This window comes from Gemmatimonas sp. (genome assembly GCF_046594945.1).
Lineage (GTDB): Bacteria > Gemmatimonadota > Gemmatimonadetes > Gemmatimonadales > Gemmatimonadaceae > Gemmatimonas.
Map to the genome: position 1 here is coordinate 50,775 of NZ_JBKJRB010000128.1, position 18,927 is coordinate 69,701.

The window sequence follows — 18,927 nt, forward strand, 5'->3', positions numbered from 1 at the left end:
ACAGGCATGCCGCGCACGTCACTCACCCGTCGCGTGACGTTCGCCGCGGCTCATCGCTACCGTCGCCCCGATTGGAGCGACCAAGAAAACGTCGGCGTGTTCGGCGCGTGCGCGCATCCGAATTATCACGGTCACACGTACGTGTGCGATGTCACCGTGGCCGGACCGGTCGATGAAGAAACCGGGTTCGTAGTCGACTTGGGATTTCTCGACCGCGTACTGCAGCGCGAAGTACGCGACCGGTTCGATCATCGCAACATCAATCTCGACGTGCCGGAATTCGGCGAGGGACGCCTGATGCCCACCGGCGAGAATCTGTCGCGCTTTATCTGCGAGCGTGTGCAAGGCGCGCTCGCGCACACCACAGCGGTCGTGATTCGCGTGACTCTGGCGGAGGATATCACGCTGAGTAGCAGCTACGAGGTGGACGCATGACCATGCCGTCGAGACACGGGACCACGATACTGACGCTCACGTTGGGCGCGGCGCTGGCCGCCGGATGTGCGCGCGGCGCGACGGCGGCCGTCGAATCGCCGCGGCCTGAGCCCACTGCGTCCGTCGTGATGCCGGCCGCGATGGTCTCTGCTCCCACCACACAATCCGTGCTGCAGGGCATCGTGGATTCCGTGCTCGCCGCACCAATGTGGCGAAATGCGCGATGGGGGCTGTTGATCGTCGACGCCGAGCGAGGGGACACGATCCTGAGTAACGATGCCGACAAGCTGTTCATGCCCGCGTCGAATGAGAAGCTGCTCACCGGTGCCATCGCGTTGCAGACGCTCGGGCCTGATCATCGCTGGCGTACGCCTGTGCTACTGCACGGGCGCCAGCGCGGGAGCGTGTGGCAGGGCGATCTGCTGGTGTCGGGCAGCGGCGATCCAGGGGTAAGCGATTCACTGAGCGGCGGTCAGGCGATGAATGCGTTCGCGCCGGTGCGCGACGCACTGGCGGGCCGCGGCATCAGGCGTATCACGGGTCGCGTCCGTGCGATCGGTGATGCGTTCCCGGGGCTCACGACGGGCTTCGGCTGGGCGTACGATGATTTCGATGCCGCATACAGCGCGGCGGTCGACGAGTTGATGTTCAACGAAGGGGTGCTCGTGCTGAAGGCGCGGGCGGCCGCGCGCGTGGGCGGCGTGCTGACCGTCACGAGTGCGCCGACGCGGTCCTATCCGAGCCTGCTGGTGCAGGCTACCACGCGCGACTCGGTGGCCGTGCCGGCCGGTGGCGCGCGACCGCCGCGCCTCGAGGCCGTGTATGACAGCATCGGCGACCGGGTGTTGGTGTCGGGCACCTTGGCGCTGGGCGACAGCGCGTCGATCACGCTATCGTATCGGCATCCGAACGACGCCTACGTGGCGGCATTTACGCAGTCGCTCGAAGACGGCGCGATCCGTGTAGGCGGCCGCGCGGTGTCGAAGGCGGACACGCTCGGTCGCGAGGCCGATACCCTGGTGGTGCTACAGTCGGCGCCGCTGTCCGAGGTGCTGCGCCGCATGCAGAAGCCGTCGCAGAATCAGATTGCCGAACTGTTGTTCCGCACGTCGGGACTCAGCGCGAGCGGCGACGGGTCGGCCGACAGCGCACGCGCGGTGGGGGTGCGTACGCTGGCGGGCTGGGGCATCACGACCGCCGACGCGGCGTATCGTGATGGCAGTGGATTGTCGCGCCACGACTACGTGACGCCGCGAGCGCTCGTGAAAGTGCTCGATGCGATGCGACGGTCGCCGTGGATGGCGACCTATCGCGATGCATTGCCGATCGCCGGCGTGGACGGCACGATTGGCAATCGCATGAAGGGCACGCCAGCGGCGGGCAACGCCCGCGCCAAAACTGGCACGGTGGACAAGGCGCGCGCACTCTCAGGCTATGTGACCACCGCCGACGGCCAATTGGTGATGTTCTCGATGTTGAGCAACAACTTCACCGTGCCCACGCGCGAGGTGGAGCGTGTGCAGGACCTACTCGTCACCACGCTGGCCAGTCGGCCATTAGGCCCTATCGTGCCGCGAGCGCAACGTTGACGCACGCGTTCACCAACGCGTTCACGCCGGGAGATCGCCTGCCACTCTCGTTCGACGAAGCGCTCGATGCTATTCTGCTGCAGGCCGACGGTCGCACGACGACGCCGGAGTGGGTTGCGCTGGCGCAGTCGCTCGGACGCGCCTTGAGTGCGCCCGTGCACAGCCGCGTGGCGTTGCCGCCGTGGGACAACGCCGGCATGGACGGCTATGCGGTGCAGCGGGCGGATATCATCGGCGCGACGCGTGCTTCACCTCGGCTGCTGCCGGTACTCGGCATGAGTGCGGCCGGAGCCGATCCGACCGCACTGCCCTGGGTGCAACAGGGTACGGCGTTGCGCATCATGACCGGCGCGCCGATGCCTCCGGGTGCCGATGCGGTGATTCGCATTGAAGACACCGATGAGGGGATTGCGCAGGTCGCGGTATTCGACGATCGCGACGGGAACGGTCGCGCGAATGTGCGACCGCGCGGAGAAGACGTCGCAGCCGGCAGTACGTTGTTCGCGCGCGGCACGACGATCGGGGCCTCGCATCTTGGCGTGCTGGCCAGCATCGGCGCGCACAGCGTCTCGGCCTATCGGGCGCCGCGGGTCACGATCGTGTCGAGCGGCGACGAACTGGTGATGCTGGACCGGTTCGACGAAGTCGAGGCGGGACAGCGCATTGTGTCCTCCACGAGTTACGCGCTGCCGGCGCTACTGCGCTCGGCTGGTGCCGACGTGCGCACGCTGCCACTGGTACCCGATACGCTGCGTGCGCTTACCACTGCACTCGCTGGCGCGCTCGATGAAGGCTGCGACCTGCTGATCACGACCGGCGGCGTCTCGGTGGGCGCGCACGATTACACCCGTGACGCGCTTTCCGCGCTGGGAGGCCGGCAGACATTCTGGCGTGCGCGCATTCGACCCGGTGGACCGATCGGCACCGGTATGGTGCGCGACGTGCCGTGGATTGGCTTGCCTGGGAATCCGGTGTCCACGATGGTCACGGGTTCGCTGTTCGCGTGGCCTTTGATTCGGGTGCTCGGTGGGCACACCGGTTGTCGTCCGCTGCGCGTCCCGGTGCGCTTTCTCGACAGCGCCGACACGCCGGCTGCGCTCACCCATTTCCTGCGTGTGGTCGTTTCGGCGGGGGCCGATGGAACGCCCGAAGCGCGACTCGCCGGCCCGCAGGGCTCAAACCTGCTGCGTACGATGGCCCTCGCCAACGCGCTGCTGATGATTCCACCCGAGGTGTCGCGCGCCAACGCCGGCACGCTCTTCACTGCGATCCTGTTGCCCGACGTTCCCTTAATGACCACATGACCCGACCGTTCTTGACTGACCTGCACGACGAAGCGCTCGACGAGGCATTGGGACATTGCTTCTCGCTCGCCACGGAAACGGTCGACATCGCAGGACGCACGGTCACGCTCGTGAAGCCGGAGAACGCCGACCATCTGATCAGCGAAGCCGATTACGTGATGGACGAACGACTCCCGTACTGGGCCGACCTCTGGCCCTCGGCTCGCGTTTTGTCAGCCACGATGGCGCGGGAACACGGTGCCGGACGTCGACTGCTGGAGATGGGCTGTGGCCTTGGTCTCGCGACGGTTGGTGCCATGCTGGGCGGCTTCGACGTGACCGCGACCGACTACTACGAGGACGCGCTCCACGTAACCCGGGGCAACGCCGCGCGGAATCTCGGGATGGAGCCCACCGTGCGCATGGTGAACTGGCGCGAGTGGCCAACTGATCTTGGCGCGTTCGACGTGGTGATGGCGGCCGATGTGCTCTACGAGAAAGAGTACGCGATTCTCGTGGGCGAGTGCATGGCGCGGTCCCTCGCGCCACACGGGGTGGCCGTGGTGGCCGATCCAGGGCGTCTGGCGCTTCCCATGTTCCGTGACAATCTCGTGCACGTGGGCCTTGAGATCTTCGACACGGTGATCACGAAGTTCGAAGAAGGAGCGGTGAAGCAGGAGATTCAGGTTATGCGCCTGCGTCACCGTTAGCGCGATCGCGCTGACGCCTGCGTAGCGGGTAGCACACGCGGCACATCGGTCATGCTGAACGGCGTCACCGTAAGGGCCGTCCTCGACGTTCAGGGTGCGCTTGCCACCGAGAACTTCCTACATGTCGGCGGAAGCGCCGCGTTGACGGGTTGGTCCTGCACTAACTGTCGCGTCCACCCCACAGTCGCGGCCGCGAGAGCGCCGGCTTCCCTCTGGAGCGCGGCTGGCACCATCCTTCCAGTAGCGCAGGGCATGAACTCGCCCACTCGTATCCCCTGGCTTCGCGCGCCCCTGATGGCGCTCGCGATTCTGCTCTTAGCGCTCCTGATCCTGCTGCCGGCGGCGGCCGTCCGGGCGCAGTCTGCTCCGGCCACGACGGCGCAATCGCCGCTGGCGTTGCCGCTGGCATTGCCAGCGGCAACGGTGGACGGCGAAGTCAGCGACATGTACGTGAAAGGCAAGTCGCTACAAGTACGCTACCGAAACACCGGCACGACGGCCACCGAGATCGTCGGCGAGGTACAGGTGCGCAGCGGGGACGACTCGTTGGTTGTCGCCGTCCCGCTGGTGGAAAGGAAACGGATCGAAGCAGGCGGACGCGAGACGTTCCGCGTGGCGATGCCGTCGCTCCCTCCCGGAAAGTACACGATTTACGCGGTGGTGAATTTCGGCGGTGACACGATGACTGCGGCGCAAGCCGAACTCGAAATTCGGCAGTAGGCGGGCTACGAGGGTACGATCGGCAGCAGCCGTGAGGCCACCACCTCGGAAATATCGAGCACCGGCACTGTGCTGCCCGCTCCGGTGACACCATCGGTGATCATCGTCATGCAGAACGGACAGGCCACCGCGATCTGATCGGCGCCCGTGGCCAGCAGCTCTTCGCTGCGTTCCACGTTTACGCGCTTGCCGACGTTCTCTTCCATCCACATACGACCGCCGCCGGCGCCACAGCACATGCCACGGCTCTTGGTGCGCGGCGGCTCCACGAGCTCCATGATCGGCAGCGCGCGCTTGAGCGCATTGCGCGGCGCATCGTAGATGTCGTTGTAGCGCCCGAGATAGCAGGAATCGTGATAGGCCACCTTGAGCCGCTGTCCATGCTCGGTCTCGAGTGGCACGCGTCCCGCTTCAAGCAGACGTTCGATGTAGTCGGTGTGATGAATGACTTCGTAGTTACCGCCGATGTCCGGAAACTCGTTGCCCATCTGGTGGAAGCAGTGCGGACAGAAAGTGACGATCGTCTTCACGTGGTAGCCATCGAGCGTTTCGATCACGCCCTTGGCGAGCATCTGATACAGATACTCATTGCCCATGCGACGGGCCGGATCGCCGTGACAGGTCTCTTCCTGTCCAAGGATCGCGAAGCGCACGTTTGCCGCTTGCAGGATGCGCGCGAACGCCACCGTGATCTTCTTGGCGCGATCGTCGAACGATCCCATGCACCCGACCCAGAAGAGGATGTCGGCTTTCTCGCCCTTCGCCACCAGCTCGGCCATCGTCGGGATGTCCATCCCTTCGGCCCACTGCGCGCGGTCCGACGCGCTGAACGCCCACGGGCTGCCGTTGCGTTCGAGACTCGTGAGCGCGGGCGCCAGCTCTTCGGGGAACCGTGACTCCATGAGCACGAGATCGCGACGCAACTCGTTGATGATGTCGAGTTGGTCGATGCTGACCGGGCACTCCTGCACGCAGGCGCGGCAGCTCGTGCACGCCCAGAGTTCTTCTTCGGTGATCCAGTCGTCAAGGAGATTCTTCGCGAGCACCGCGGTCTGCGCTTCGGTGGCCGTGCCACCGCCGGCCGCGATCGCGTCGAGCGCCGTGGCTTTCTCGGTGAGTCGCGCGCGGGTTTTCACCACGATCATGCGCGGCGAGAGCAGCTTGCCGGTACTACTTGCCGGACACACCGCGGTGCAACGACCGCACTCCGTACACGAGTAGCCATCGAGCAGGTTCTTCCAGCTCAGGTGCTCCACGTCGGAGGCGCCGAACTGCTCGGCGTTCTCCGCTTCGAGATCCATCGGGCGCATAGCACCGATGCGGCCCGGTCCGCTCGTGTTCGAAAACCACACATTGATCAGCGACGTGAGCACGTGTAAGTGCTTGGAGCTCGGCAGGTGATTCAGGAAATACAGAATGAGCACGGCGTGCATCCACCACGACACGCGCGCCACGACATGCGCGGTCTCCGGTGACACGCCGCTGAACAACGGCAGCAGCAAACCGGAGATGAGGCGACCGTCGGACGGCGCGCCCGTGCGCAGCTCCATCACGAACAACAGCAACAGCGTGATCATGAGCGTGGCGATCATGCTCAGAATGAACACGGCGTCGGCGCCGCTCACTTCGGCGAAGCGCTTCGGTTTGATCACCAAGCGACGGTACAGCAGGTACGCCACAGGGATCAGCACGAAAACCGCGAAAATCTCCTGCGAGACCACGTACGGCAGATACAGGAACCGGGGAAGAATCACGTCCCACGTGAACGGCGTGTAGAGTCCCTGAATCATGATCTCGACCGTGCCGAGGCCGAGGACGCAGAAGCCCCAGAACACGAGGGCGTGCATCATACCGCCGACCGGATCGCGCAGAATCTTGCTCTGCCCAAGCCCGATCAGCAGGAAATTCTTGGTACGCTGATCGGGGTGGTCCGTACGGACTTCCTCGCGGCCAATCTTCAGCCAGCGGTTCAGCCGCGTCGCGCTGCGGGCAAAGAACCCGAGCGCGATGGAGAGTATGACCGCGAAGACCAGATTGGAGACCCCCATGTTCCCGATCAGCCCTGCGCCTTGGCCGCTTTCACAGCGGCGGTGAGCGCCGGCATGATTTCGAACACATCACCCACGATTCCGTAGTCGGCGATCTTGAAGATCGGGGCGTCCTTGTCCTTGTTGATCGCCACGATCGTCTTCGACGTACGCATCCCAGCCAAGTGCTGAATGGCGCCGGAGATACCGACGGCAACATAGAGGTTCGGACTCACATTGCGCCCAGTCTGTCCAATCTGATCAGAATGCGGGCGCCATCCTTCGTCGGTCACGGCGCGCGTGGCACCAACCGCCGCGTTCCCGAAGGCATCGGCGAGATCTTCGCACAACTTGAAGTTCTCGGGCGCCTTGAGTCCACGACCACCCGCCACGATCACCGGTGCGTCGTTGAGATCAAGCTTGCCGGTATTGCCCTGCTTGAGTTCAACCACCTTCACACGTGAGGCCGACGGATCGGTGGCCGACGTGATCGGCAACGTCGCCAGCGCACGGGGGGCTGCCACCGGCTGGAACGCCGCTGGACGCACTGACAACAGCGCCGGCGTGCCAGTCAACGCCAACGTGGCGATCACCTTGCCGTTCATGTTGAAGTGCTGCCCCAGCACCGTGCCGCCGTCCACCGTGAAGCCGGTAAGATCGGCCGCGAGTCCAATGCCCAACTTGGCGGCAACTCGCGGCGACAGATCGCGTCCCTGCGCCGTCGCACTGAACAGCGCATAGCCGTAGCTCCCACTCCCGAGCTGTTGAGCGACCGTGGCCGCGAGGGCTTCGGGATTGTACTGCGCGAAGCCCCCGTGCTCGAGCACGAGCACCGAGTCGGCGCCGTGCTGCGCCAGTGCTTCGGCCTTGGCGCTGATACCGGCGTCACCAGCGAGTAGCGCATGCACACTGCCCCCACCGGAGAGATCGGCGAGCGCGCGCCCGGCCGTCACGGCCTCGAGCGCCACCTTGCGCAGGTCGCCGCCACGCACTTCTGCGAAGACGAGAACGTTGGCCATCGTTAGAGCACCTTCGCTTCAGTTTGGAGGAGTCGCACGAGCTCGGGCACGGCGGCGGAACTGTCTCCGAGAATGCGCCCGGCCGCCCGTTCGGGGGGCAGCGCCATCTTGTGAACCGTCACCTTCGCGTCGCCAAGCTGGGCCGGCTTCACGTCGAGCGGCTTCTTCTTGGCCGCCATGATGCCCTTGAGCGACGGTAGCCGTTCCTTATTCAAGCCGTCGTCGATGGTGAGCACCGCCGGGAGCGGGAACTCCATGACTTCGGTCGCGCCTTCCAGCGCGCGCTCGGCACGACCGGTGGTGCCGGTGATGTCGAGCTTGAAGACGTTCGTCACGCACGGCAGGTCGAGCAGCTCGGCGACCATTGGGCCCGTCATCTGATTCATCGAGTCGATAGCGATGCGCCCAAAGAGTACCAAGTCATAGCCGCCCTCCTTGATCTCCGCCGCCAGCGCACGCGCAATAGCGAGACCGTCGGCTGGGATGCGGTCGGCCTTCAACAGCACACCGCGATCGGCTCCCATCGCGAGCGCCTTTCGAATCTGCTCCTGCGCCGCATCAGGTCCGAGGGAGATTACGGCGATTTCACCGACGTTGCCGTTCTTCTCCTTCAACTGCAGCGCGGCTTCGATCGCCCACAGATCGAAGTCGTTGACGTCGTACTTGAGACCCGCTTCATCTACGCGGGAGCCGTCAGCGGTAATGGCGAACTTCACTTCCATAACCGGGACGCGCTTGATGCACACGGCGATCTTCACCGCGGACGCTCCGTAATAAGAGGCTGAGAGGTAGGAACTACTTCGCAGGGGAAGCTAGGCGCGGGCGCCCCCGTCGGCAATGCGACGGGAGCGTCACCTTTCAAACGCGCCACTTAACCCTACTTGAACGCGCTCAGTCCCGTGATGGCCTGGCCGAGGATGAGCGAGTGCACGTCATGGGTGCCTTCATAGGTATACACGCTCTCCAAATTCGCCATGTGGCGCATCGCGCTGTATTCGGCGAGGATGCCGTTGCCGCCGAGCAAGCGGCGTGCTTCGCGTGCAATGTCGGTCGCGATGCTCACGTTGTTGCGCTTGGCCAACGACACCTGTGTCGGGGTGAAGTTGCCGGCATCCTTAAGGCGTCCCAGATGCAGTGACACGAGCTGCGCCTTCGTGAGTTCCGTGAGCATGTCGGCCAGACGGACCTGCTGGATCTGGAAGCCACCGATCGGCTTGTCGAACATCACGCGTGTCTTGGCATAGGATACCGCTTCCTCGAAGCACGCCATCGCGGCGCCGAGCACGCCCCACGAGATCCCGTAGCGAGCTTGAGTGAGGCACATCAGCGGGCTCTTGAGCCCCTTGGATTCAGGCAGAATCGCGTCAGCCGGCACCTGCACATCGGTGAGCACCAGCTCTGACGTGTGGCTGGCGCGCAGCGACAGCTTTCCGTGCTGATCCTTCGCGTGGAACCCCGGCAGCGACGTGTCCACGACAAAGCCGCGGATGCTGCTGTCGTCGGTGCTGTCGCCGGTCTTCGCCCAGATGATGGCGACATGCGCCCTCGATCCGTTCGTAATCCACATCTTGCCGCCGTTGATGATCCAGCTGCCGTCGGCTTGCTCTCTGGCGCGCGTGATCATCCCCGACGGATTCGATCCGTAGTCGGCTTCCGTCAATCCGAAGCAGCCAATCATCTCGGCTTTCGCGAGCTTGGGCAGATAATGGCGCTTCTGCGTTTCTGAGCCGAACGCGAAGATCGGATACATGACCAGTGCACCTTGCACCGACGCGAACGAGCGGATACCCGAATCGCCGCGCTCGAGCTCCTGCATGATCAGGCCGTACGCGACGCTCGAGAGACCGGCGCAGCCATACTCCTCGGGTAAATTCGCGCCGAGGACACCGAGTTCGGCCATTTCCCCAATGAGCTCATCGGGGAATCGACCCTGTACGTAGCAGTCGCCGATGATCGGCAGCACGCGTTCGTCGACGAACTTGCGGATCGTGTCGCGAATGGAGCGCTCTTCTTCGGTGAGCGCCGCATCGATGTTGAACAGATCAGCGGCGTGTGCCTTGAGCTCGACGGAGGGCAGCGCCGGGATCGCGCTGGCGGACAAGAGATCAGTCGACATGTGAGAAGCCTTTCAGCTGGAGAATCGGGGAGATCCTGTGAAATCTAGTGGGAGGCGACGTGAAGATCACGATATGGTCGCGTTTGGTTGACATGTTTGCAGTCGGCGCATCGCTTTCGACATTACAAGAATATGACTTTTCTTTCATGGGGATTACGATGCATCGCTGGCGGTCCTTGGTCCGAACCACGCTCTTCTCCCTCTCCATGGCCGCCTGTTCAGGCGGTGGCGATGGCGGCACCACGCAACCTCCGGTGGCCCAGAGCATCGGCTTGCAGCTGTCGGCGACGTCGGGCACGGTGGCGCGCGGCGGGTCCGGCAATTCTACGATTTCGCTGAGTCGTCTGGGTGGCTACGCGGGGTCTGTGGCGCTCACGGCCGAGAATCTGCCGGCGGGTGTGACGGCCACGTTCACTCCGACCCCGCTCGTGGGATCGGCCACGAGTGCCACCGTGGTCTTCGTCGTGGGCAGCACGGCCACGGCGGGATCGAGCACGATCACCGTGCGCGCGGTCGGTAGCAGCGTTTCGGCCGTTACCGCAACCTACGCGCTCACGATTCCTGCACCGGCAGTGGCGCTCACCGCCGGCAGCGGTGCGAGCGCCATCGTGATTGGCGGATCGGCCACCGTGCCGATCACCATCACGCGCTCCAACGGCTTCACGGACGTCGTGACGTTGGCTGCGGCGGGTCTCCCGACGGGAGTAACGGCCACGTTCACGCCGGCCACGATAGCGGCGGGATCGACGACCAGCACGCTCACGCTGACGGTGGCGTCGAACGCGACGTCGGGAACCAGCACCGTGACGATCAGTGCGACTGGGTCCGGTGTGACCACGCAGACGGCGTCGCTGGCGTTGACACTTACGGCGGCGGCCACGCCGGCCATCTCGGTGACGTCGACGCCGGCCGCCGTGAGCATCGTGGCGGGTGCCACCGGCACGACGGCCATTGGCGTGTCGCGTACCGGCGGGTTTGCCGGCGATGTCACGCTGGCTCTGGAGGGCGCGCCAGCTGGTGTATCGGGTGCGTTCTCGGCGAATCCGGTGCTCGCGGCGGGCACCAGTAGCACACTCACGATTTCCACGACCGCGGCGGCAGTTTCCGGCATCTACAACCTTACGGTGCGCGGAACCGGCACCGGCGTGACGGCGGCCACGACCACCGTCGCCGTGACGGTTGCAGCGGCACCAGCGATCACGGTCGCGGCCGCGCCCGCCGCGGTAACGGTCGCGGCGGGTAGCGCCGTGACGACGGCCGTCACGATCACGCGCGAGGGCGGATATACGGCCGACATTGCACTGGCGGCCACCGGGCTTCCGGTCGGCGTCACGGCGAGCTTTGCGCCGGCCACGCTCACCGGAGGCACGCTCACGAGCACGCTCACGCTGACCTCGACGACCAGTGCCGCGGTTGGCGCGGCAGCAGTGATCGTGACCGCGTCGGGCCCGGGAGTGACCGCGCAGACGGCCTCGGTGAATCTCACCGTAACGGCGGCCCCGACGTACACCATGACGGCAACCGCCGTCACCGCGCAGCAGGGCACGAATGGTACGAGCATGGTCACGCTCGCCCGCGGCGCGGGCTTCGTGGGCACGGTGAATCTGACGGTGACGGGATTGCCGGCCGGTGTGACAGCGGCATTTAATCCGGCCTCGGTCACCGGCACGACGTCCACCCTGACGCTCACCGTAGCTGGTGCGGTTGTCGCCGGCAACTACACGGGGTTGATCACGGGCACGACGGCGGGCGTAGCCAACGTGACGGCGAACGTTGCGCTCACGGTGACGGCAACAGGCGGTGGTACCGGGAACGTGAACTGGCAATTCTGCGACGCGAGTCTGCTCCCGCTGTGGTTCGCATACCGGGACGGCACCACGGGCGCTTGGACACGGGTCGCAGCCGGCGCGAACCAGACGTACGCGTTCACCATCAACAGCACCGTGGGCGGTGTGGCGTACGCTCAGCCGCTGTCTGGTGGACCGGCCCAGGTCACGGTCAACTACTTTACCCGCACCGAGCTCACGCAAATGGGCACGCTCGAATGCGTGAACAATCGCGCGACGAAATCGCTCACCGGGTCGTTTGCGGGACTTGGCTCCGGACAAACGGGAACAGTAAATGTGGGAAGTTCGCTCGCCTCGGCGGCCTTCCCGACGACCACGTTCAGCGTGAACGCTGACGACGGCTCGACGGATCTTCTCGCGTTCCGCACCACGCAAACCTTTGGCGGTACATCGGTAGCGATCGTAGCCGATCGTGCGGTGCTACGTCGCGACGTGAACTATGCGGCGAACAGCGCGATTCCCGTGATCGACTTCAGCGGCGCGGAATCATTCCCGGTACAGACGGCGCAGTTCACCGTGAATGGTGGCGGCAGCGACCTCGTTCAGGTCTACGCCAATTTCCAGAGTGTTAACGGAAGCTTCTCTGGCTTCGCCTTCGGCGCGCTGTTCGGCGGGGCATCGCCGTACACCGTGTACGGTATCCCGTTGGCTCGCACGCGCCCGGGAGACCTGCACATGGCGATTGCGCTTGCATCGACGGTGAGCGGCTCCGACGTGACTCAAACACGCCTCGCGGCGCAATACAATCGCGAACTGGCCAATCGCACACTCACCATCGGCCCGTCGCTCACGTCGCCGACGATCAGCGTCGCGGCGACAACTCCGTATGCGCGACTCAAGTCGAGAGGCAATTGGCAAGCGGAGTATGCCGACGGTGTCGGGGCCGGTTTCACACAGTCAGCGGGCTCGCCGCGATCATGGACCATGAGTGCGTCACGTGGCTACTTCGGTGCTTCGGCCGAGTACGAACTCGAGTTGCCCGACTTCAGCGGCGTGGCCGGCTTCGACAATAGCTGGGGACTGCGCACCGGTGTCGCGACGACGTGGACCACCAACGCCCTCGGGGGGCTCTCGGGATTCGATGCGATTGTTGAAGGGGCGGCATTCAGGACCGCAGCGCGTATCGGCACGATAACACCCTAGCGATTTGTCGTTCGGCCGTAGACAACGGGAGTCGCGCACTCTGCGCGACTCCCGTTGTCGCTTGCATCGCCGCCTGCGAGAACCACTCGCCGTGCGTGTTCGCCATCACCGACCCAACTGATAGCGGACCGACACTTGCTTTTACCCGCTCGCACCCGGACGCGCGATGGCGCGCGACCACCTCTCCGCCTGTGCAAGCGAGATGATTCGATGAAAGCATGGTTCCCCCTTTTGCTCTCGGCTGCGGTTCTAACCGCAGGCTGCTCTGACGATGATATCGTCAATCCGGCCAACATCCTCGGTGTCACCCTCGGCCAGACTGCCTCAGCCATTGTGGTCGGCGGCACCACTACCGTACCGGTGACACTGACCCGCGGCGGTGGATTCACCGGCACCGTCAACCTCACGGCCGAGAATCTCCCGACCGGCGTGACGGCGACGTTTTCACCGAATGCGGTTGCTGGCTCGACGAACAGCAGTGTGCTCACGCTCACCGCGGCGAGCACCGCGACGGCGGCCACCAGCACGATCACGGTGCGCGCCACCGGCAGTAATGTGACTGCCGGCACCGCCACGTTGCCGCTGACCGTGTCCAGCAGTGGACTTACCCTATCAGCCAGTGCGACCACCGCGATGGCGGCACCGGGCGCCGCGACGACGATCCCGATTGTGATCAATCGTATTGGCACGTTCACCGGCGATGTGACGCTTTCGGCCGAGGGGCTGCCCACGGGCGTTACGGCGGCGTTCGCTCCAGCGATCATCACTGGCGCGAGCCGCGTAACCACGCTCACGCTCACCGCGGCCAGCACCGCCACGGCGGGGCTGAGTACGATCACGATTCGCGGTGCCGGTACCGGCGTGGGCGCGCAGACGCAGACGATCGCTTTCACGGTAGCGCCGTCGGCCACGGCCGGCTTCGGCTTCTTTACATCACCAGCGGCGTTGACCCTTCAGGCCGGAATGTCGGCGGCCAGCGCCATCACGGTATCGCGCCAGAACAACTTTGCCGGCACCGTGCAACTCGCGGCCACCGGCGCACCGACCGGCATGACCATCACATTCACGCCGAATCCGTCCACGGGCACGTCGATCGCTTTCACGGTCGCAACCACATCGGCCACGCCGGCTGGAGTGTACGTGCTGCCAATCACGGGCACGTCGAGTGGTGCGGCGAACTACATGAGCACGATCACCGTGGTAGTGACGGCGCCGTAAGTTCGATTCACCCGATTGACCGGCGTCGCTTCTCGAGCGGCGTGACATCACGGCGCGCGGCGGGGGTTATACCCACGTCGCGCGCCTTTTGACGGAATGCGGTGCCGTGATCCACCGCCCGACCGGTTTCATGCTGCCACTGATGCACCATTTCATGCAGCAAGGTGTGCATCGCTTCGCGCCAACCATGCCGCGCAATGTGCGTACGCGACATCACGATTTCGGGCGGGGTATGGCGCGAGCCCGGATCGTAATGACCGAGTCGGGTGGCCATGCGGCCGGACAACCGCAGCGGAATCGCCGAGAGCGCCCCCGCGAACCACTTCGTGTTGAGGTCGCGATGCGCTTCGGCGAGCTGCGCGACCATGGCCACGTCACCTGGTCGCGCCGGTTCCTGTCGACGAACCGACGGACCACGCTCCACATCGAAGGCGAGGATCGCTTCGCGGGCGGTGGTGCGCTCCGCTCTATTGCGCGCGATTGCAAACGCCACAATCGCCCGCAGCACCGATTCCGGCGCTTCCGCGTAGCCTTCGTGAATGCGCAACGTGCGGCCGATCAGTGACACCATCACGGTGCGTGTGCGCATAAGCACGAGCGCATCGACGCCGCGCAGACCGAGATCTTCGAGTCGCGAAAAAAGCACGGCCGTCCGAGCGCGCACGGCGGTGCGACCACGAGCCGGACGCGTGTCGTCGGCCAGCGGCTTCTGTGGCACCGGCTCGAATACCGGCGTAAGCACCGGCGAGAATCCTTGAGAGAACAGCTGTGACACCGCGGCTGTCACGGACTGCGCGAACGATGACGTAGTGGTTGGCAAACCGGTTGGCGCACTGGTTGGCGCACTGGTTGGCAACGCCGCTGCCACCGCCGTCGAAGCTGGCAACGACGAGTCCAACACGGCCGGAGCCGCATCGAAGAAGTCAAAACCCAATTGCGTGTGCCGGCTGTTCATCAAAAATGAAGATGCGCCTCCGACTGGGGTCCGCGCAACGTGTTGACCATTTCGGTGAGCGCGTCGATCTCATCGCCCACAATGTCGTGACCGATTCCTGGATAGATTCGCAGATCGACGGTTGCCCCGAGCGCGCGGAATACGCTGGCCGACGACCGCACGATCGCCTCGGGGATATGCCCGTCGGCATTGCCGCACGCGAGCAGCACCGGCGTGCCGCCGAGCGAGCCGTGATCGTCGCGCGGCACCGCAGGATCGCCGATCAACCCGCCGGCCAACGCCGCCACCCCGCCGAAGCGCTCCGACGATTTCGCCGCCATCGTCGCGTATTCAAGCATCAGACACGCGCCCTGCGAGAAGCCCACCAGAATGATGCGCTCACTCGGGATCCCCGCCGCGCGGACCTGATCTACAGCTGCACCGACCGAGGCCAGCGCGCTGCTGAGCCACGGCTCGTTCTGCTCCCGAGGATCGAGAAACCGCTTCGGATACCAGCTGCTTCCCACGGCCACCGGCGCCACCAAGGCGGCATCGGTGGCCTTCGCGGCCTTGGCGATCGGCAGCATCCCCTCGGCGCTGCCACCACGCCCGTGCACCAACACGAGCGCGTATGACGCCTGATCGAGCGGCGTGCCCGCCACCAGCGGCGGCACCCCCGCGTGCGGGTCCGCTGGCGTGCCCATCGATTCGCGGTTCACGAACGCACCTCCAAGTTCTCGGGAATCGGCAGCGACCGGCCAGGGTGCGAGAGCATCCCTCGATCGCCGTCGAATCCATTGTAGGGCCACAGTGCACGGTCGATCTCCACGATATGCGCCTCGATCTGCTCGCGATGCTCCTCGAGCCAGGGCGGCAGCCGCAGCGACGAGCCTGTTGTGCTCACCGACTCATCGACCAGGAAGCCGGGGCCCATGGTAGCGAGTTCCACGATGTGTCCGTCGGGATCCTTGGTGTAGATGCTCTTGAAGTACACGCGGTCCATCACCGGCGACACGTTGATGCCGGCATCGAGCAGTCGGTCGCGGAACATGAGCTGATGCGCTTCGTTGGCCACTGCCAGTGCGTAGTGATGCCCCTGGCCCGTGCCCAGGTGCGAGCGACGCTCGGTGGCGGGACGCTCGAGATACGTGACCAGCGATCCCGGACGCGCATCGGGACTGCCCCACGACCAATGGCGCGTACCGGGATCATCGAAGTTCTCGGTCTGCTTCACTAAAGTCATGCCGAGCACGCCGCGCAGGAACGCGTCGGTACGCTCCACGTTCGCGGTCATCGCCGTGAGGTGATGCATGCCGCGGGTCAGCGCCATCGCCGGATCGATCGTCGTGACCGGCTCTGGCCACGTGAGTGTTTCGATCAGCGCCTCGTCACGACTACCGCGCACCAACTCCGCCGGCGGGGTGCGCTGGACAGTCGCCCCAGCTGGTTCGTTGAACAGCAGGCCCGGGCCATCGGTCGCTACTTCGAGAATGACCCCGTCCGGATCACGAAAGTAGATCGATGTAAAATACTGCCGGTCGTACGGACCGCGTACTCGCAGTCCAAGGTCGGTGAGACGTCGCTTCCAGCGGAGCAGTGCATCACGGTCGGCCACCCGCAGCGCGACATGGTGCGTCCCGCCGATGCCGGTGCGGCCGCGCGGAGCCCGAGGCCATTCAAAAAACGTGACCACCGTGCCGGCGTTTCCCGTTTCGTCGGCGAAGTACAGGTGATAGCTCCCGGGATCGTCGAAATTGACCGTCGTCTTGACCAGCCGCAGGCCGAGCACGCGGGAGTAGAAATCGACGGTCCGCTGCGCGTTGCTGGCGACCAGCGTAATGTGATGGAGGCCGAGAATCTGTGACGTGGTGGACATGGGGGTCCTAGCCGCGGTCGAGTGTGGTGGACATCGGCCCCGGCACGAACGCACCGTCGTGGTACGCCCAGGCGCGTACGGTCACGTGGGTGGCCGTCGCCTCGATCACATTCAACGCCGAGGGACGACGCTTCCGCATGCGGTTCGACAGCGTGTTGGCCCCGCTGACGATAAATCGCCCGGTAGTGCGCTGCACGACGTCGGTCCGCTCCTCGTGATCGTGTCCCGTGCACACCACATCGACCGACATGGCGGCAATGCGGTCGAGCGCCACGTCCGGCTGCTTGAGTCCCCAGCGCTGCGAGAGATGTCCGCGCACGACGTTGTGGTGCATCACGAGCAGGCGCAGATCTCCGACCGGACTGGCCGCGAGTTCACGTGCTGCCCACCCGAATTGGGCGATCGTCAGTCCGCCCTTCACGCGCCAATCGCGGGGATACGAGGTGACCGCCTGCGGTAACATGCCGGCCGCCGAGTTCAGTCCGACCATGGAAACACCCGGCACCCGCACGACCGGCTCGAGCACCGGATTGATATACTGCCTATATCGCTCGTGCAGCCGATCGGCATTACCCCAACCGAACGGTGCGCTCCACCAGGCCGTGTCGTGATTGCCCGGCACCTCGATGGTCGGAGCGATGGCGCGGAAACGCGCGAGAATCTCGCGGGCGCGCTCAAACTCATGAATGCGAGCGCGCTGCGCGAAGTCGCCCGAGATCACGATCGCGTTGAAACGCGACGCGGCCGCCATCGCGAGCGCGGCCGCCACGTGGGCGGCCACGAACGGGTGGCCGCAGTGGATATCGGAGACATGCAGGACGCGCACGGGCACCGCACCCGCCGTCGCACCCTTGGCAGGTTCAGCCAAGGCGCGCGATGACCGCGTCGGTAAACTCGTCGGTGGTCGATGTGCCGCCGAGATCGCGCGTGAGTACGGCCCCATCGCGAATGGTGCCTTCAAAGGCGTGCCGGATATGCTCAGCCCGACCACGATCGCCAATGTGATCGAGCATCATGCACGCCGCCAGCACGAGTGCGCCCGGGTTCGCGATGTTCCGGCCGGCGATATCAGGCGCCGTCCCGTGCACCGCTTCGAAGATCGCGGTGTTGGTGCCGAAGTTAGCACCCGGCGCGAGTCCGAGGCCGCCCACCAGCCCCGAGATCTCATCGGAGAGAATATCGCCGAAAAGGTTGGTGGTGACGACCACGTCGAACTGCTCTGGGCGCATCACGAGGTGCATCGCCATCGCGTCGATGATACGCTCTTCAAAGTGCACGCGCCCCTCGTACTCACGGGCGATCAGGCGTCCGACATCGAGGAACAGCCCCTGCGAAAACTTGAGGATATTCGCCTTGTGGACGAGGGTGACCTTCTGGCGGTTGTGCGCGATCGCGTAGTCGAACGCGTAACGCACGATTCGCTCCGACCCGTGCCGCGTAATGATCGCCACCGATTCGGCGGCCGCTTTCGGATCATCGCCAATCTTCACGTAGTGCTCGACACCGATGTACAGCCCTTCGGTGTTTTCGCGCACCAGCACGATGTCGACGTTGTCGAAGCGACCCGGCACAATCGTGTGCGCGGGACGGACGTTGGCGTACAGGTCGAACGTCTTCCGGAGGGCGACGTTGATGGAGCGGAAGCCTTCGCCGACCGGGGTCTCCAGCGGACCCTTAAGGGCGACGCGCGTGCGCTTGATCGAGTCGAGGGTGGCGTCGGGAATCGGATCGTTCCAGCGCGCCACACCGGCCATGCCAGCGACCTGACGGTCCCACTCGACATCGGCGCCAGCGGCGGCCAGTATACGAACGGTGGCGTCGGCAATGGACGGTCCGATGCCGTCGCCGGGGATAAGCGTTACTGGAGTGGCCATGTGGAATAAGATCGTCTGGCGCGCGCGGGAGGTGAAGTCGCGTGCTGGAATGCCACAAATCGGACGACGGCACGTCCAACGGTGAGTACGCCCTGCCCCACTTTCCCGGATTTTGCACCCTCCTTCATTGACAGCG

The 18,927-nt window shown here is 65.0% G+C and carries 16 protein-coding genes; 7 read left to right on the top strand and 9 right to left on the bottom strand.

What is annotated here, in order from left to right:
* Positions 1-6 precede the first annotated feature (6 nt).
* The 5 genes from ACLL97_RS15785 to ACLL97_RS15805 all read left to right on the top strand — a co-directional run bounded on the left by ACLL97_RS15785 (position 7) and on the right by ACLL97_RS15805 (position 4,737).
* Positions 7-435 (top strand): 6-pyruvoyl trahydropterin synthase family protein, encoded by a 429-nt coding sequence (locus ACLL97_RS15785; RefSeq protein WP_411281438.1) that lies wholly within the window; start codon positions 7-9, stop codon positions 433-435.
* Positions 432-2,024, top strand: coding sequence for a D-alanyl-D-alanine carboxypeptidase/D-alanyl-D-alanine-endopeptidase (gene dacB / locus ACLL97_RS15790; RefSeq protein WP_411281439.1), 1,593 nt, complete (start codon positions 432-434; stop codon positions 2,022-2,024). The genes ACLL97_RS15785 and dacB overlap by 4 nt, the downstream gene beginning before the upstream one ends.
* Positions 2,021-3,328 (top strand): gephyrin-like molybdotransferase Glp, encoded by a 1,308-nt coding sequence (gene glp, locus ACLL97_RS15795; RefSeq protein WP_411281440.1) that lies wholly within the window; start codon positions 2,021-2,023, stop codon positions 3,326-3,328. Before dacB ends, glp begins: the two co-directional genes overlap by 4 nt.
* Positions 3,325-4,017 carry a class I SAM-dependent methyltransferase gene (locus ACLL97_RS15800; RefSeq protein ID WP_411281441.1) on the top strand — a complete coding sequence of 231 codons (693 nt, stop codon included), beginning with the start codon at positions 3,325-3,327 and terminating at the stop codon, positions 4,015-4,017. The genes glp and ACLL97_RS15800 overlap by 4 nt, the downstream gene beginning before the upstream one ends.
* 252 nt (positions 4,018-4,269) lie before the next feature.
* A complete protein-coding gene (locus tag ACLL97_RS15805) occupies positions 4,270-4,737 on the top strand; it encodes a hypothetical protein (RefSeq protein ID WP_411281442.1) in 468 nt (155 codons plus the stop codon).
* Positions 4,738-4,742: 5 nt separating this feature from the next.
* Here ACLL97_RS15805 and ACLL97_RS15810 read toward each other — a convergent pair whose 3' ends face one another.
* The 4 genes from ACLL97_RS15810 to ACLL97_RS15825 all read right to left on the bottom strand — a co-directional run bounded on the left by ACLL97_RS15810 (position 4,743) and on the right by ACLL97_RS15825 (position 9,899).
* On the bottom strand, positions 4,743-6,785 hold the full coding sequence (locus ACLL97_RS15810; RefSeq protein WP_411281443.1) for a heterodisulfide reductase-related iron-sulfur binding cluster: 2,043 nt from the start codon (positions 6,783-6,785) through the stop codon (positions 4,743-4,745).
* A gap of 8 nt (positions 6,786-6,793) precedes the next feature.
* Positions 6,794-7,783 (bottom strand): electron transfer flavoprotein subunit alpha/FixB family protein, encoded by a 990-nt coding sequence (locus ACLL97_RS15815; RefSeq protein ID WP_411281444.1) that lies wholly within the window; start codon positions 7,781-7,783, stop codon positions 6,794-6,796.
* Between the two features lie 2 nt (positions 7,784-7,785).
* Positions 7,786-8,541 (bottom strand): electron transfer flavoprotein subunit beta/FixA family protein, encoded by a 756-nt coding sequence (locus tag ACLL97_RS15820; protein ID WP_411281445.1) that lies wholly within the window; start codon positions 8,539-8,541, stop codon positions 7,786-7,788.
* Between the two features lie 119 nt (positions 8,542-8,660).
* On the bottom strand, positions 8,661-9,899 hold the full coding sequence (locus ACLL97_RS15825) for an acyl-CoA dehydrogenase family protein (protein ID WP_411281446.1): 1,239 nt from the start codon (positions 9,897-9,899) through the stop codon (positions 8,661-8,663).
* 146 nt (positions 9,900-10,045) lie between these two features.
* Between ACLL97_RS15825 and ACLL97_RS15830 the strand changes: the two genes are divergently transcribed.
* Together ACLL97_RS15830 and ACLL97_RS15835 are read left to right on the top strand one after the other, a co-directional pair.
* Positions 10,046-12,889 carry a beta strand repeat-containing protein gene (locus ACLL97_RS15830; protein WP_411281447.1) on the top strand — a complete coding sequence of 948 codons (2,844 nt, stop codon included), beginning with the start codon at positions 10,046-10,048 and terminating at the stop codon, positions 12,887-12,889.
* A 210-nt stretch (positions 12,890-13,099) separates the two neighbouring features.
* On the top strand, positions 13,100-14,107 hold the full coding sequence (locus tag ACLL97_RS15835; RefSeq protein WP_411281448.1) for a hypothetical protein: 1,008 nt from the start codon (positions 13,100-13,102) through the stop codon (positions 14,105-14,107).
* Between the two features lie 7 nt (positions 14,108-14,114).
* Here the strand turns inward: ACLL97_RS15835 and ACLL97_RS15840 are convergent, their stop codons facing one another.
* From ACLL97_RS15840 to ACLL97_RS15860, 5 genes are read right to left on the bottom strand one after another with little or no spacing between them, the layout of a single operon-like run.
* Positions 14,115-15,062, bottom strand: a complete 948-nt coding sequence (locus ACLL97_RS15840; RefSeq protein WP_411281449.1) for a SprT-like domain-containing protein — start codon at positions 15,060-15,062, stop codon at positions 14,115-14,117.
* Positions 15,062-15,760: an alpha/beta hydrolase gene (locus ACLL97_RS15845; protein ID WP_411281450.1), complete on the bottom strand. Its 699-nt coding sequence runs from the start codon at positions 15,758-15,760 to the stop codon at positions 15,062-15,064. Before ACLL97_RS15845 ends, ACLL97_RS15840 begins: the two co-directional genes overlap by 1 nt.
* Positions 15,757-16,917, bottom strand: a complete 1,161-nt coding sequence (locus ACLL97_RS15850) for a VOC family protein (protein ID WP_411281451.1) — start codon at positions 16,915-16,917, stop codon at positions 15,757-15,759. Before ACLL97_RS15850 ends, ACLL97_RS15845 begins: the two co-directional genes overlap by 4 nt.
* Before the next feature lie 7 nt (positions 16,918-16,924).
* The gene (locus tag ACLL97_RS15855; RefSeq protein WP_411281452.1) at positions 16,925-17,785 is read right to left on the bottom strand and encodes a metallophosphoesterase family protein; all 861 of its coding nucleotides are present in this window, start codon (positions 17,783-17,785) and stop codon (positions 16,925-16,927) included.
* Complete coding sequence (locus ACLL97_RS15860; RefSeq protein ID WP_411281453.1) at positions 17,778-18,791, bottom strand: isocitrate/isopropylmalate dehydrogenase family protein; 1,014 nt, start codon at positions 18,789-18,791, stop codon at positions 17,778-17,780. Before ACLL97_RS15860 ends, ACLL97_RS15855 begins: the two co-directional genes overlap by 8 nt.
* Between the last annotated feature and the right edge of the window lie 136 nt (positions 18,792-18,927).

Excerpts from the sequence above, each read along its gene's own strand:
- ACLL97_RS15785 (WP_411281438.1), top strand. The coding sequence starts at position 7 with ATGCCGCGCACGTCACTCACCCGTCGCGTGACGTTCGCCGCGGCTCAT.
- dacB (WP_411281439.1), top strand. The coding sequence starts at position 432 with ATGACCATGCCGTCGAGACACGGGACCACGATACTGACGCTCACGTTG.
- ACLL97_RS15800 (WP_411281441.1), top strand. The coding sequence starts at position 3,325 with ATGACCCGACCGTTCTTGACTGACCTGCACGACGAAGCGCTCGACGAG.
- ACLL97_RS15805 (WP_411281442.1), top strand. The coding sequence starts at position 4,270 with ATGAACTCGCCCACTCGTATCCCCTGGCTTCGCGCGCCCCTGATGGCG.
- ACLL97_RS15810 (WP_411281443.1), bottom strand. The coding sequence starts at position 6,785 with ATGGGGGTCTCCAATCTGGTCTTCGCGGTCATACTCTCCATCGCGCTC.
- ACLL97_RS15815 (WP_411281444.1), bottom strand. The coding sequence starts at position 7,783 with ATGGCCAACGTTCTCGTCTTCGCAGAAGTGCGTGGCGGCGACCTGCGC.
- ACLL97_RS15825 (WP_411281446.1), bottom strand. The coding sequence starts at position 9,899 with ATGTCGACTGATCTCTTGTCCGCCAGCGCGATCCCGGCGCTGCCCTCC.
- ACLL97_RS15830 (WP_411281447.1), top strand. The coding sequence starts at position 10,046 with ATGGGGATTACGATGCATCGCTGGCGGTCCTTGGTCCGAACCACGCTC.
- ACLL97_RS15835 (WP_411281448.1), top strand. The coding sequence starts at position 13,100 with ATGAAAGCATGGTTCCCCCTTTTGCTCTCGGCTGCGGTTCTAACCGCA.
- ACLL97_RS15840 (WP_411281449.1), bottom strand. The coding sequence starts at position 15,062 with ATGAACAGCCGGCACACGCAATTGGGTTTTGACTTCTTCGATGCGGCT.
- ACLL97_RS15850 (WP_411281451.1), bottom strand. The coding sequence starts at position 16,917 with ATGTCCACCACGTCACAGATTCTCGGCCTCCATCACATTACGCTGGTC.
- ACLL97_RS15860 (WP_411281453.1), bottom strand. The coding sequence starts at position 18,791 with ATGGCCACTCCAGTAACGCTTATCCCCGGCGACGGCATCGGACCGTCC.